Origin of the sequence: Paenirhizobium cremeum (assembly GCF_047553425.1) — a bacterium.
Lineage (GTDB): Bacteria > Pseudomonadota > Alphaproteobacteria > Rhizobiales > Rhizobiaceae > Allorhizobium > Allorhizobium cremeum.
Genome location: NZ_CP180217.1, coordinates 440,996 through 455,220 on the forward strand (window position 1 = coordinate 440,996; position 14,225 = coordinate 455,220).

Annotated in this window: 5 protein-coding genes; all 5 read right to left on the bottom strand. The window is 57.2% G+C overall.

Annotated elements, in window-relative coordinates:
- Position 1 precedes the first annotated feature (1 nt).
- On the bottom strand, positions 2–2,305 hold the full coding sequence (locus tag ACLBKR_RS02110) for an AAA family ATPase (protein WP_414900461.1): 2,304 nt from the start codon (positions 2,303–2,305) through the stop codon (positions 2–4).
- Between the two features lie 312 nt (positions 2,306–2,617).
- On the bottom strand, positions 2,618–4,720 hold the full coding sequence (brxL, locus tag ACLBKR_RS02115) for a BREX system Lon protease-like protein BrxL (protein WP_414900463.1): 2,103 nt from the start codon (positions 4,718–4,720) through the stop codon (positions 2,618–2,620).
- A 10-nt stretch (positions 4,721–4,730) separates the two neighbouring features.
- On the bottom strand, positions 4,731–7,232 hold the full coding sequence (pglZ, locus tag ACLBKR_RS02120) for a BREX-1 system phosphatase PglZ type A (RefSeq protein WP_414900465.1): 2,502 nt from the start codon (positions 7,230–7,232) through the stop codon (positions 4,731–4,733).
- Positions 7,225–10,698, bottom strand: a complete 3,474-nt coding sequence (pglX, locus tag ACLBKR_RS02125; RefSeq protein ID WP_414900467.1) for a BREX-1 system adenine-specific DNA-methyltransferase PglX — start codon at positions 10,696–10,698, stop codon at positions 7,225–7,227. Before pglX ends, pglZ begins: the two co-directional genes overlap by 8 nt.
- Positions 10,698–14,225 (bottom strand): BREX system P-loop protein BrxC, encoded by a 3,528-nt coding sequence (gene brxC, locus ACLBKR_RS02130; protein WP_414900469.1) that lies wholly within the window; start codon positions 14,223–14,225, stop codon positions 10,698–10,700. The genes pglX and brxC overlap by 1 nt, the downstream gene beginning before the upstream one ends.

Consider the following 14,225-nt stretch of genomic DNA (forward strand, 5'->3'; position numbering starts at 1 on the left):
CCTATCCAGCCGTTGGCTGCTCGGGATGCTGGGACTCGGCAGACGCAACGAGATAAGCGGTGACTGCGTCCGCTTGCGCCGCAGCCACTCTGACATCTTCCGCTTCGTCCTCGCTAATACGCATCATCATCCGATAGTGCGCGCCGTGCCCCGTGAGCTCGAACACCTCTCTGAAGACACGCAGATAGCCTTGCACTGCATTGTCATCGACGGCGACGTATATATCATCGTGTGAGCTGTGCGATCCGTCATTGATCCACGAGAACAGCGAGGCGCAAATCTGGGCATCGCGTCCTTCAAAAAGTGCGACGATTTCGTCCTGCTTCAGCCCGCCAAGCACGGTCAGATAGTTCTCGACGATCCGGCGCATCGTATTCTGAATGGTAAGGTTCGGTCGGTCCGGGTTGCGCACCTCATCCCACAGCAGTTCGTATGAAGTCTTGACCGGGTTGTAATCGTAACGGGTTAGCGACGACACATTCTCGCGTTTCCGAACGATCCAGAAAGTCTCGAACGGCCGCGCACGGTCACGGCGCTCTCGGTCAAAACTGACCTCTTTGTGAAAGTAGATGTTGTGAGTGAGCACGAACACCTGCCGTACGTTGCCTGCATTCTGGCGAACATCAGAGATAACCTTGCGGATCAGAGCACTGACCACGAAGAGGACGTCGGCGTCGAGACTCGAGACGGGATCGTCGAATACCACAACCTTCTCGACGGCGGTACCGGTGTTCGTAATGCTGCCAGCTAGCTGGTGATAGAAGTAGAGGAAGGTGATGAAAGAGCGCTCCCCTTCGCTCAAGGAGTGAGCTGCATCGCTCCCGTCCAGTCGAACGAGGCGATACATGTCGTCGCGCTCACCCGCCACCTCAAGGCGGAAGTTGGAAAAGCCATACTGGCTGAGAATTCGATTGATGGAATCAACTGTCGGGCGAACGCTGGTGATCGTCTCCTCGATCGCGGAAAGTTGGCGTCTTAGGTCCGCTCGCCGCGTGCGATTGTCATCCATGCTGCGGCGCATACCGTCGATCGCTCGGTTAAGCTTGCTGGCCGTAGTCTGGTAGGTTTCGAGATCCGTGCGTCGTTCCTCAACGACAAACCTCCATATCTGCGTGGTCAGCGCCGACTTCGCTTTGGCGAGGTTGCGAATGGTGGCGTTATACTGCTCGGTCTCTTCATTCGCCGCTGCGATCTGAGCGGCGACTGCAGCAGTCAGCTCGACCGTAGCGTCGAGTTCTACCAAAGCACTCGGCTCCTTACGTTTCGCCGCAATACGTTCAATGTTGAGTTCGAAAGCAGTCTTCAACGCCGAGAAGCGTTCGCCGAGGACCGCCGCATCCACAAACCGATGTGACGTCGCAACGAGGTCGTCAATGCGGGCGACGACGGCATTGACGGCCTCCTCATACGCCGCCGCGAGAAGGTTGATTGAGGCGAGATCAGCCTCATATTGCTCGTCGAAGAACGCGTTGAGATCATCAAGCAGTCCGGTGGGCGCTTGCTGCTGACAGAATGGGCATGGGCCATCGGCATTGGTCAGATATCCAACGCCCTGCTTGACCCAATCGCTGTTGCCAAGGCGGCCTATGAGAGCGGCCACGACCACGTCGTCGCGGCCCACAATGCTTCGGGCGAGGATCGGGGAAGCCTCCAGACCCGCGAAGCGGTCGAAGGAAATCGGAGCGATCGCGATCTCCGGCGTCGCGGCATCCTGAAAGACGGTCGCCGCCTCTGCCGTCAGGGCGTCCAGGGTCTTCAACTCCGAAGTGTTGCCCTCTGCCTCGGCCAGCAGCTTCGTGCAGAAGTCGCTCTTCTTGCCACGGAAGCCGGTGAAGGCGCTCATGAACGTGTCCTTGTGGTCGACCTGCGACTTCCAGCATGCCTCGATCAGTGCTGCGCGCGCCGCCGCGAGTTCGGCCTCGCGGCCGCCGGCCCCGTCCACACCGACGAGATTCCGGCGCAGGTTGACCAGATCGTTATCAAGTCTAGCGATCTCGCCCGTAAGGCGCTCGATCTCCGCCACCGCCCGCGTCGAATCCTGGCCGAGCGTAAAGATACCCTGCATCTGGTCGCCGAAGCTGGCATCGGCGAAATCTCGGTTGAAGACCAGCGCCTCAAGCTGGCGTCCATCGCGCCAACTCACGTTATAACCCGCGTTGATCGACGGGTTGCGGATCGCGCGCGAGATCGTCGTTTTGCCGCAGCCGTTGTGGCCGAACAGGTAGTTGACCTTCTTCAGGTCCGTCAGCCGCTCGCCGCCCGCTGGATACGTCGCCACGCCGGCGATCTCGATTTCAGTAATCAAGCGATTTCCCCCAATGCCACTCGAAAAGCAACCCTAACTAGCAAAAGTTATTGGAAATGCATCTTACAGACAAGTGTGCGCCTGTTAATATCGCCCGCGTTCGCCGGTTACCCCAAGTAGGATAGTGGAGGCGAGACTGCGCCCGCTGGTGCAGCAATCTCATAGGTACTCCCGCTGGTCGCGGGCTCTCCAACGGAGCAGAACAGATTGGAGCCGATGCATCATGTCGCGCTGCATATTTCCGCTTTATCACCCCGTTCCTTCGGAACCGGACCTACAGCTTCCGGCCCCAAATTCGTCAGAATAACTGATCTAACCCTTTTCCGCGGCAACTCGCACATACGTCACATAGAACCCTTTTATCACCCGGTGCTCCTGCAGGCGATCTCCCAAGGAGAAGCCCTCGGTTTTGATCGGTGGCTGGAATATGTCCAACCCTCGATCCAGCACAATCTTCCAACCGGTATCCGTGACGATATCACGAGCATGAGCAGTTCCGGATGTATCGAAAGCCCAGCTAAACTCGATCCCGGAGCCTGTGCATGCCGCAGTTATCGAATCCAACAGCTCTCGTTGGCGCGATACGTTACCTTCGTCTGGTCCCGTGACCAGATGGACCTTCATCTGATCTTCGGGTCTCTTGCGACGGATCAGCATCTCAACAAATTCCATCATGTTGCGGATCTGATAGAAGAGTCGAATATAGGGATCGGTTACGACGACCAGAGAAGCGCCGTCCAGATGAGGACCGAATAGCTTTTCGTAGCTTACGCCCTTGCGGTTTTCAGCATAGACGAAGTGACCCTCCGCTAGCGCAACGGTATCTGAAGCGGCTGCTTTTCCCGTTAAAACAGCGGGTGCCCCTGCCACTTTCGTCGGATCCATTGGCGATATGACCAGTAAATCCAGTGGCGCATCTTCGCGATCGTCGCCCACTGCGCCGCCCTTGATATGGTAGAACTGCGGATACTCTTCTTCCTCCACCGTGGTCACGTTTCGCTTCACACCGTCAGCACCTATGTAGTGGAAGTCCACCTCTGGATAGGTGCTGTCGATGCGTGCGAGCTGATCCTTCACACGTTTGCGGCTTTCCATGGCGAGACGTAGCAATTCCTCGACCTCAGCCTCTGTCTGACTGCCATCCGGAAAGATCAGTTTGAGGAGGCCCGACATGGTCTTGGAGATCGCTGTGCGGTCACGCTCCGATATCTTTTCGCTGACTTTGAAGTACTGGTGCACGCGGTTGGAGAAATCCTCGGACCGCAGATGGCGCAGGATTTCCGCAAGGTAGTCCACGATGAAGCCGTAGCCCTTCGTGAACATCTCACCGCGAATGACGTCAATTTCCCACCCTGGCAGATAGGCATGCAGGCGGTCGATAAAGGCCGAATCGTGGAACTGGGTCGGCAGTGCCTCGAACAGGTCGCTGTTCTTCAGCATATAGGGCACGTTGTGGTCCGTATTGCCGACAAAGGAGAAGCTGGCCTCTGCGCCCATGGGGTTCACCCCGCGGGAAAAGGTCTTGTTGGCCATATAGTTCTTCATGATGTCGACCAGCGCCTTGTTGGCGGTCTTTTCGCGTCCGGCAAACTCGTCAAACGCCACCACATCCCAGTAGCCGACGAGGCCTATGCGGCCGTTCGAATTGTTCACGAAGAGCTTGGGGATGGTAATCTCACCGCCTGAGATCAACTGACCGTGCGGGGAGAATTCGGAGTAGACGTGTGACTTGCCGGTCCCCTTGGGCCCCAGTTCGATGAGGTTATAGTTCCGCTCCACGAAGGGGATGAGGCGTAGCAATTGCAGGAGCTTGCTGCGCCGCCCGAAGACTTCCGGGCGAAAGCCGATGCTCTGCATCAGAAGATCGATCCATTCATCGGTGGTAAAGGCCTGACGAACGTCCCGATACTGCTCGTAATCCACCTTGGCGATCTGGATCGGCTTGATGGATTCCAGGATCCACGGCGAAGTCCGCGCCTCATCAGAAAACTCATACTGCACGTCGGCGATGCACCAGACGCCCGTGACCAGCAGTTTGGGATGCGCTTTCACGGTTGTGCTGTCGACAGAGACTTTCTTGATGCCGAGGTTCTCGAACACCGCTTCATAGCTGTCGGTCTTTTCGTTGAGCGACACGCTGATCTGGTCGATGACCTTGTAGCGGCCGCGCTCGCGGATGGTGGACTGGATCAAGCCCGCTTCACTGCGGTGGACATAGTGCTTGCGCAGAATGTCCTTCACCGTCTCGATGCCCGTCTGGATCGATGCTTCATCGTCTGTGGCGCAATATTGGCCCAGCAGATATTCGAGCACGTAGGTGGGCACGATCGCATTGCCCTTCACCGCTTTCACAAGGTCCTTGCGGACGACGAAACCAGCGAAGTGTTCGTTGATCTTGCTGTCGAGATCGCTCATGGGGTGGTCCTCAGAAATCAAAATCGGTGGTTATGCCGCGGCGCAACTGGAAGCGATGCGTGGCATAGTCCTGATAGCGGCTTGTCTTGCCCACGCGCTCTCGCAGTTTCAGGATGACGTCCTGATTGTTGAAACGGTCGGCCTCCCGTGACAGCAGGAATTTGCGCGGCATTTCCCGCTCGCGCGGATTGTCGGAGCTGAAGTCGAAGACCAGGGTGTATTCGTCGGAAATCAGCGTTCCATCCGTGGCATAGATGCCCGCCAAAACCTCGCGCGGTCGCATCTTCTCCGACACCGGCTGCGACTGATAAAGCGTGACAGCCGTTTGCCCGGAAGAGATCAGGCTGCGGCCCGATACGAGGATCTGCACCTCGACCTGACCAACATCCGCCTCCCTCTGTTTACCCACCCGGATGACGGGAATGACGATCTCCTGCAGACTGGCACCGCCGTGGACGAAACGGCTGCCGGCACCTTTTACCCGCATGCGGTTGATGGAATTGGGGATCAGAACATCCAAATCCCCGGAAAGCCCGAGATTTGCAGCCGTGAAATGCTTCATTCCATCGGTTGCCGCAAGACCCCGACCAATCACGAAGCGGCGGTTGCGGAACAGGATCTCGTCACCCTTTGGGTCGGCGATCGCGAAATCGCTCTCATCCAGGGCGCGATGCTGATAAAGGAAGCCGTGGTCGGCGGTGATGAGGATATTCGAGAAGTTGGCGGACGTCAGTTTGCGCACCAGCTTGGTCAAATCCTCGATGGCGTCCTCGGCTGCTTCCGGGAGAAGATGCTCCGTCTGCATCTTGTCGCTAATCGCGTCGATGCGGTTGTGGTAGATGTAGATGATGTGGTTGTCGCGGAAAAGCGCCTTTCCGTCATCGACGCGCATGTTCATCACGTCTTCGAATTTCAGCGCCTTTGCCGTGTCGCCACTGCGACCGGCAGCCAGCAGCTTTTCACGAGCAGCCAGACCTCGGGTATTTTCACCACCGGAGAGAATGTCGCCACTGCCATCCTCAGCCATGGTCAGCCCGTTGTGCGGCAGGAGTGCGGCCATGCCGAGCTGAGTGTAGCTTGGCAGCGAACTGATCATCGGCTTCAGATCGGCATCGAACCGGTCCAGCGCCCGGATCCGGCGCAGGCATTCCTCGGCGACCTCGAAGCGTAGTGCATCGGAAATAATCACCGCAACCTTCTGATCTTTGCGGCGATACTCCGCCGCCTGTTCGCGATAGAAATCGGCCTGCGAGGGGTAGCCGGGAATTTTCCAGTCGCTCAACCGCGCGATCTGGTCCTGCCACGCATCGTTGACGGCCAGAACATAGCTGTTGGTGTAGCGGTTCTCGACGGACTCGTAGAGATCGGCCAGCAGTTGTGCCTGACCGCTCTTTTGCATGTGGTAGATGAATTTGCGGTAGAGCTGGTCAAGCCGGTACCAGGTGCTGACATAGCGCTGCACACCCTCGGCCACGCTGGTCATGCCGAGATGCGCCTCGGCCAGCGCCTGCTGAAACTCGGTGGCGAAACCGATGCCCTGATAGATGTCCTCGTATTTCGGATACCAATGGCTCTGCCGTCGTTCTCGCACCCACGTCATCACCTCCGGCGCGCCAACGCTTTGCGCGGAAAGCGCCTGGACGATCTGGCGGATGATCTCGCGGTCGATCTCTTCGAAATGGTCAATGGAAACGAAGGTGCGAAAATCGCGCTTCTTCAGGTCGGCGGGAATCTCCAAGAGATTCTGATAGCGGGCAGAAAGCGTCTCAAACGCATCCGCCCAGTGACGGTTGTTCTTCCAGCGGCGGAAAACGAGCAGAGCCTCGGCATTCAATGCCCCATCCTCGCCCAGCACACGAGCATAGGCGGACTGGAAGAGGGAGATGGCAAAGTCCTCGAAATCCGGCTCATTCGGTTTGTAGCCATAGGCCTGACCAACATGGGTCCAGAAGAATTCCGTCAGACCGGACCGGTCGATCAGCCGCAGACCTTCCCCCTTGCCAGTGGCAAGATCGCCTAGCAGCGCTTCGATCACCGTATCTAGGCCACCCTCGGCGCCCACGCAGACGGTCAGCATTTTCAGTCGCATTTGGATCTGGGTGTCGGATGTGTGCAGCAGTTTTTTCAGCGCGTCGATGCGGGGTTTGGCAGTAAAGAAGCCGGAATGGGCGCGCACCGTATCGATGAACTGCAGTGGCACGCCCAGTTCCGCCACCCAAAGCGCGGCCTGATCGGCCTTGAACACGGTGGTGGCCAATTGCACATCCAGAAGCCAGTTGTCAGCCATTGGCGGCTCAGGTCCGTCCTTGTACAACAGGAAACGGCCATCGGGCTCCTGATGAAGGATGCGGTATTTCAGGCCGAATTCGTTGTTGGCAATCTCCAGCTTGGTAACGCCCGCAAGATCGAGCGTGTCGAACGTCTCGCGCATATCGCGGTCGGTATCGTACCAGAAAACGATCCGGTGCTCTTCGAACAGACGCCGCAGGCTGGCCGCGATGCGATCACTCATCCGCCGCCTCCAGCCCCTTAATGGGCTTCAAAGCCGCGCCGAACAGCGGGTAGTTGCGCTTCACACCGTCATCCAGATCGATCTCACGCCTCTGCTGGGCCAGGGGGAAGATGACATCGCGCTCCCACTCCACCAACTCGGTAATCTGCCTGGCGATGGCGCTCGCATCCTTCAGCGCCCTGGTCTTCTGCGCTTGGCTGGCTGAAGGGTCCTCCTCAAGTTTGTCCAGCCGGGCCCGCTCGGCCTCCAGTTTGCGGATGAACTCACGCAGATAATCGTTCAGAAGCACCGACACCGAGTCGGGCCGGTAGCGATGCATGTAGATCAGCGCCTGGAAGGTGCCCTTAGGCGAAGAGAACATCCAGTAGATCGGCCGCTTCTTGTAGCGCTTCAGATGGTCCTCATAAAAGGTCCGGGTGAAGTATTTGCGGATGTCGCCGATCTGGGCCTCGATGAAGGCAAGGTTCTCGCGAAAACGCTCTTCGCCGAAGGTCACGCGCAGGAACTTGCGGAACCGGTCGACAATGTCATCGGCAAACCAGTCGCCATCCAGCACGGGGATCACATTGTCCGCATCGGGCACAAAGCTCGGCTCTGCCACGCCCTTCTCTTCGAGCGCGGCAAGATAATCGGCAAGCGTCTCACCCTGATTGGCAAGGATCAGCCCCGGTGTATCGAGGCTATAGCGACCGAACATGCAGCCGACGGCATAGGAGAGAAACTCGGCCATGGTATCGGCATTCAACCGCGCTTCCCGCTCCTCCACCGTGCCCTTCACACCATAGCGATAGGCCGGGTTGCAGGTCAGCGTGATCTCCTCGATCGGCACCTCCGGTGTCAGCTCGTCTTGAAGTCCATAGGCGTCGATGAAGATGCGGTTGTTCTCTTCCTCCAGCCGCTGCATTTCATCTGTCATATCCTGCCAGTGGGCGCGAAGGCGGGCATAGGTGGTTTCGAGCATATCGTCCCGGTAATCGGGCGAGAGCAAGGCGAGTGAACGAAACTCACGAGCTCGCTCATTTTGTGACCAATCCGCTTCAGAGATCGCAATGATGCGCTCTGTCGGCGCGTGAGCTGCAACTAGCGCTTCAGAGATGACTGGGAGGCTTAGCACATCATTTGTCTGAACGTTAATGGTCGGGCTCAGTCGCTCCAAGATGGCCATACTTACTGTCGAATTCAAAAATCCTATTGTGCCAAACTTTAGCGCATCCTCGACTCCGTCTCTAAGAAACACAGATGGACCGCCAGTTTCTGCAATCATCCCTGACTGGAACCATCGGAACGTTGGACCCTTCGAACTTACTTTAGTCCACGTAATTCCATCTCTCTGCCATAAATATTCCGGGGATATTCTAGCGACATGATCTCTGCGATAATGATCTCGGGAGGTCGGGTGCCAATTAACTGACACGTCTGTGTTACCAAAGTACTTTCTACTTTCTCCTCCCTTTATACAAGTGCGATAGCAATCGCCGTCGTCACGTTGGTTTTTTGAAAGCTCCCAGTTGAATCGCAGAAACTGCTCGTTATCTCCGGTCTTGGTCAAGCCGTCGCTGAAGAAGAAAGTAGAGATATACTCGTGGCGATTGTAGGCGCTGATGATGCCGCGGCTCAAAGCGTAAGCCAGCGGCCTCCCAGGAATACCAGAGAAATCTTCCAAAGAAGCCTGAAAACGCTGGGCAGGTCGTTCCCATTCTCCTAGAAAAAAGCTGGATTTGTCCACAGTCGCAGGGACATCACTGAGGTCTATATAGCAGCCTGAAGATCCTGAGATGCCAGTTTTCAGGATGAAAGCCGTTCCTCGATTGTATACATGGCCCTCGGGGAAACAGTTCCAACCCACATGAAGCATCCCATTCACGGAAGCTTTTGCTGATAGCCAGTCCCTAAAATCTTCGAAGGATGAGATGAACATCCAACTATCGAGAGTAACGAAAGCCATCAATGTCGGCTGTCTTGATAGAAGAGTCGCGCGAATGATGAACGAAGTCATCAAGTCATTCTTGCCCTCTGGAAACGTGCCTACAACGTAACTACTAAGCGCCTCGTTGAGGCCCTTAGCACCTGCGTAAGGCGGATTAGCCACCACCACATGATATTTCGGCGACAGCGCCTCGGCCATGCGCAGCACGGCAACGACACGCGCCTGCATTTCTTTCAAAAGCAGGTCCGAACTGAAATCCCGCGCCTCCACCAGCCGCAGCATTTCTGCCGGGTCGCGCATTTTCGGCACGATCAGCGAGCCTAAATTCTTGGCCTGTTCGAACTGGGTGAGCGTTTCGCGGAGCGCATCGGTATACAGATCCTTGCCCACCACGGCTGCCACATCTGTCAGCTCGGCTGAGGTGAAACTGACGTTTTGCAGCACGACGATATCCGGCTTTACCTCCATGCGCAGGAAGCGGCGGCGGCCGAGTTTTGCCGCTGCCTTCATGGAAAGCGCAAAGGCTGCCAGAGCGCCTGCGCGGTCGTCGATCTCGATGCCGGTGAGGTTGTGCTTGAGGATCAGCGCCGGGATATCCGTCGGGTCATAGCCTTCCTCCTCATAGATCGCATGAAGCAGATCGAAGGCATAGGTCAGCATATGGCCGGAGCCGCAGGCGGGATCGCAGATCTTGATCTCTTCCGGCTTGCCGATCTTCAGGAAGTCGGTTTCTGGCTCTTCCGGCGCAATGTAATAGTCCATCTGCGCGGCAAGTTTCGAGGCCGGGCGATTGAGCAGCCACAGCCGCCCGAGCGAATTTTCCACGAGATAGCGGACAATCCAGTGCGGGGTGAAAAGCTGGGTTGCGGCGGGAATGTTTTCCGCCGTGATCTTGATGTTCTTCTTCAGCCCGGCAAAGACCTGATCCTTCTTTTCAGAGATGTAGAACTGATAAAGCCAGCCGATGATTTCGACATCCGCGCAGGCATCCTCCGCCATTGCCTCGCGCAGCTTTGCGAGGATGGATGTGGGCGACAGCAGGTCTTCCGGCATCAACAGTTCGGTGTAATCGCCTACCTTTTCAAACAGGAAGGGCATGGCCCCATGCCAGGCATTGCAGGCATGGACCAGAAGCAGGCGGTAGGCTTCCGCCTGCGGATCGTTGGAGGGGCTGCGGCCTTCCAGCAAAGCCGAAATGGTGGCCGGTGCCTTTTCCGGCAGATTGCCCGCCAGCGCTTCCGCCAGAATTTCCGGCCGCGTTGCCCCTTCTGCGGGGGAAACCACACGTGGATTGGTGTAGCCGTTCACGTCCATGAAGCGTAGCGCCGTGAAGCGGTTGAACCAGGTGTACGCTACCTGTTCGATCACCTGCCGTTCGCTTGTCTCCCGGATCGCGCCTTCCAGTGCCTTTACCGCCACTGGCTGTTCGCGCCTTGCTGCCGAGGCGGGGTCCAGCACCACCGCCAGCTTTGCGCTCACCTGATCGATCAGCAGGTTGCGCGCGCTCTGCGCGAATTTCTTCAAGCCATTGGTATCCATCAGACGATCACTTTCTTGCCTGCGGCAATCTCGGCCAGCAGGGTCTTGCGGAGTTCATTGACGTATTGCTCCACATCGGCCTCTTCCGCGAGGTAGAGGCGCGGATAGGCCACCTTGATTTGTGAAGCGTTGATATAGGCCGGCGGCTTGATCGGCCGCAGCGGCGGCTCGCCAAGCCCCGGCGTTTCGGGTTTGGAAGGCGCAGCAGGCGGGGGCGCCATCCGGGCAATTTCCGCCAGGATCTGCTGCATCAGGCTGGTGCGCGCGCCATTGGCACGATCCCGCAGGATCGGGATCATGTGGACCGCATCGATACCTGCCTTGTGGCTCTCGATGCTGTACCGGATCTTCTCCTGATGCTCGGCATCGAGCGCCTGAAACTCTGGCGTCCAGACAATCTTCTCGGCGCATTCATCCACCGCCGCGACCACAGCCTTGCGTTCCTTCAGGACCTCCAGCTCCACCTTGTCCTTCAGCGCGTAAAGCTCTGCCTTCAGCGATTGAATGACATTGCCCTTGTAGCAATGGGGATCGGAGAGCGCCGCTTCCAGCTTTTCGCCGGCGTTGACATCGACATAGCCGATATTGGCCTGTTGCGACTGCAGGAACTTCCGGACGTCATCATAGATCTCGCGCTGCGCGCCCGCCATGAAGCTGCGGATCTTGTCGAGAATGTCCTCCTTCGCGTTCAGCAGTGCATCTTCCTGCTTCAACGGTTCGGTGATGTACCAGACGGGTGGCTTGCCGGCCATCTCCGCGATCAGGTCCCGCATTGGTTCCAGGGCCGCGAGGAAGGGGTAGTTTTGCTTCCTTGCCAACAGCAGGTTCAGCTCGTCCGCAAGTTTGCGTGCGCTCTCGGCCCACTCGCCACCAAGTGTGCGAGCGTCGGACCCATCTGCGGGTTGGCCGAACAGTTCGCGATAAAGATCCTTTGCCGCGCGGATCTGGGGGGCGGAAAATTCCAGTTGCGGCGTCAGCAGGATATTCGCCAGCACATGGCTGTTATTCAGCGCACGCGCCAGGCTGGCGCCCTCCAGCAACGAGCCATCGGAGCGGGCCTCGCATTTGCCCTTGGCCACAAGGCTGGCAGTGAGACAAAGCGTAGCGACCGTCGGCCAACCATAAGGCTTGGAGCCGAACCGTTCCGTCAGAGACTTGACCGACACCTTCACGCCGTTGCGTGACTGAGCCTGAATGTGATTGAGGACTTCCTGCTCCTCTTCTTTTAAGCCGGTATCACCCAGGAGATCGTTGGTCAGACTTGCCGCCTTGGCGATGTCGGACTCTTGATAGGTCACCCCACGCAGCATTGGCAAATTGACATAGACCTTATCGACGAGGGATTGGAACGCCTTGACGATCCGCTCCTGAGGCTCGTCGCCGCCGATATCCAACTCGTCACCCCGCACGAAAAGCCGGGCATCGGCCATCAGCTTGCGAAGCCGGACTTCCAGATCCTTTGCACGACGAGAGTTTTGCTCGCCTTTTTCCAGAATGATGCGGTCACGGCCCGGCTGTGGCGAGCCAGTGCGCGACTGTCGGATGTATTTGTCGGTCTGGCGGTAGAGACGCAGATCTCTCATGAACCGCACATCCGGCTGCAGAACAACCGCCAGTTCTTCCCGCCCGAGATTGCGCATGCGAACCGTTTCCGGTGCAGACACATCATCACTCTCAGGGCTGATGATGTTGATGGACAGCTCATATTCGCGGCCTAGGAGATGGTCGTCGAGCTTGCGGCTGAAGGCATATTCATAGCCCGTCGTCAGATGCTTGATCTTTCGGTGACGCAGAATGGTGTCGAACGCGAGTTCTTCAAGCGCCTTGGTGATCTCCGCCGGATCGACATCAAGCGCCTTGATTTCTGCCTCGACGTCCTTCTCCTCATTGGTGAGGAACTCGTAGACATCGCCGTTGCGCTGAATGTAGGTCTCCCGCTCCAGACGAGCCAGAGCCTCTTCGATCTTCCGGCGCTGTTCGGCCTGATCCGCATCGAATTCCGACAGCAGCAGGATGCTGATGTTGCGAATGGTCGCCCTGAATCCCTTGACGTACTTCACCAGGAATAGTGCCTTCAGCACTCGCAAAGCGAAGGCATCATCAAGATTTTTTGTGGCGATCTGGATGGACTGCTGGACAGAGGACTTCAGCACCGACTGGATGCCATCAAACATCCGGTCGAAGGTTGCGAGGCTGCCAACCTCGATATCTTTCAGGGCTTTGGCGACCTCCTGAAACACGCCCAGCATGGACCGTTCGCCGACGGAGCTGTGCTTGCCTTCGAAAGCGTTGTGTTCTGAGAGCGAGGTAATCGCCATCTGAAAGAGCGTGTACTGGTAAGGTGGGAATGGATAGCTGGCGATGAAATGGTTTCGATCGCGGTAGTTCTTCAGCGGGATGGAACCATCGGCAAAATCGAACAGGGTTCGCAGATTACCGGCTTCCTTGTCGTGAAGGTTTCCGAGCGTGATCTCCGCCTCTTTTGTTTTCGAAAGCAGGCGCTTCTGGATAACCTCTGCCACATCGGCGGAGTTCAGAGGCATGCGGGTTGAAAAACGGGCCTGGATCTTCGAGAAATCGTTCTCCTGCCGCGCCGTCATGTCTCCCACGACGTCGGTCAGAGCCTGCTGCGCCGTCACGATAATCCACGCCTGGCCTTTGCATTTGGTATTCAGGCTTTCAGCAATCGTCTGAAGGTTGGTCATCAGCTTGACGTTGTCGGCGATGTATTGCCCGACCTCATCGACAAAGAAGTTCAACCGGAACTTGGGTGCCTGTCTGTCGATCCAGGCTTTTACCGTGTTGGCGAAGTCTTCGATCGAAACCCGCGTATCCTTGCGGTACTGGGTCAGGATGTCTTTCGCATCTGCTGCGTCCGTCCCGGTGGCGCGGGCGAATGCTGTGGCAATGTTGCGTGCTTCCAGCAGAGCTTCTTCTCTGCCCCGTGTTTCCCAGGGCTTGCCTGACAGTTCAAGAAATGCCGCCTTGAAGGCATCCAGTTGCCCGCGCTCATCCAGTTGCCGTTCGAACTGCGCAATGTGCGGCTGCTTGCCGTAATAGCCGCACATTTCATCGAACACCTTCTGGAATACGGCTAGCAGCGCATCGACATCCGTTTTCGAAATAACATCGGCCTTCTGATCGATGTTGAAGAGGATCGATTTGGATGGAATTGACACGGCCTTGCGCAACGCGCCGCCCAGCATGGGATTATCTTTTACCTCTTCCTTCTGCTCGAAGATATCGAATGCTTTGATGCCATCGATTTCACGGTTCTCCAGCAGCAGTGCGAGCATCTTGAGAAGGTGTGACTTACCAGAGCCGAAGAAGCCCGAAATCCAGACGCCGTTGGCGGTGGCGTAGTTGTTGTAGGCCTCAAGGAACTGTTCGAGTCGCTGCTCTATTTCCCCCGTGATGACATATTCGTCCAGCTCGACCCTCAGGCTAGCCTCGTCATCCGCCTTGATGACACCATCGATCGAGCGAGTAATGTCATTCTGAAAAATTTCGCGCATCGTGATCGTCAT

Coding starts and splice junctions, on each gene's coding strand:
- brxL (WP_414900463.1), bottom strand. CDS start 4,720: ATGAGCGATCTCGACAGCAAGATCAACGAACACTTCGCTGGTTTCGTC.
- pglZ (WP_414900465.1), bottom strand. CDS start 7,232: ATGAGTGATCGCATCGCGGCCAGCCTGCGGCGTCTGTTCGAAGAGCAC.
- pglX (WP_414900467.1), bottom strand. CDS start 10,698: ATGGATACCAATGGCTTGAAGAAATTCGCGCAGAGCGCGCGCAACCTG.
- brxC (WP_414900469.1), bottom strand. CDS start 14,225: ATGACGATCACGATGCGCGAAATTTTTCAGAATGACATTACTCGCTCG.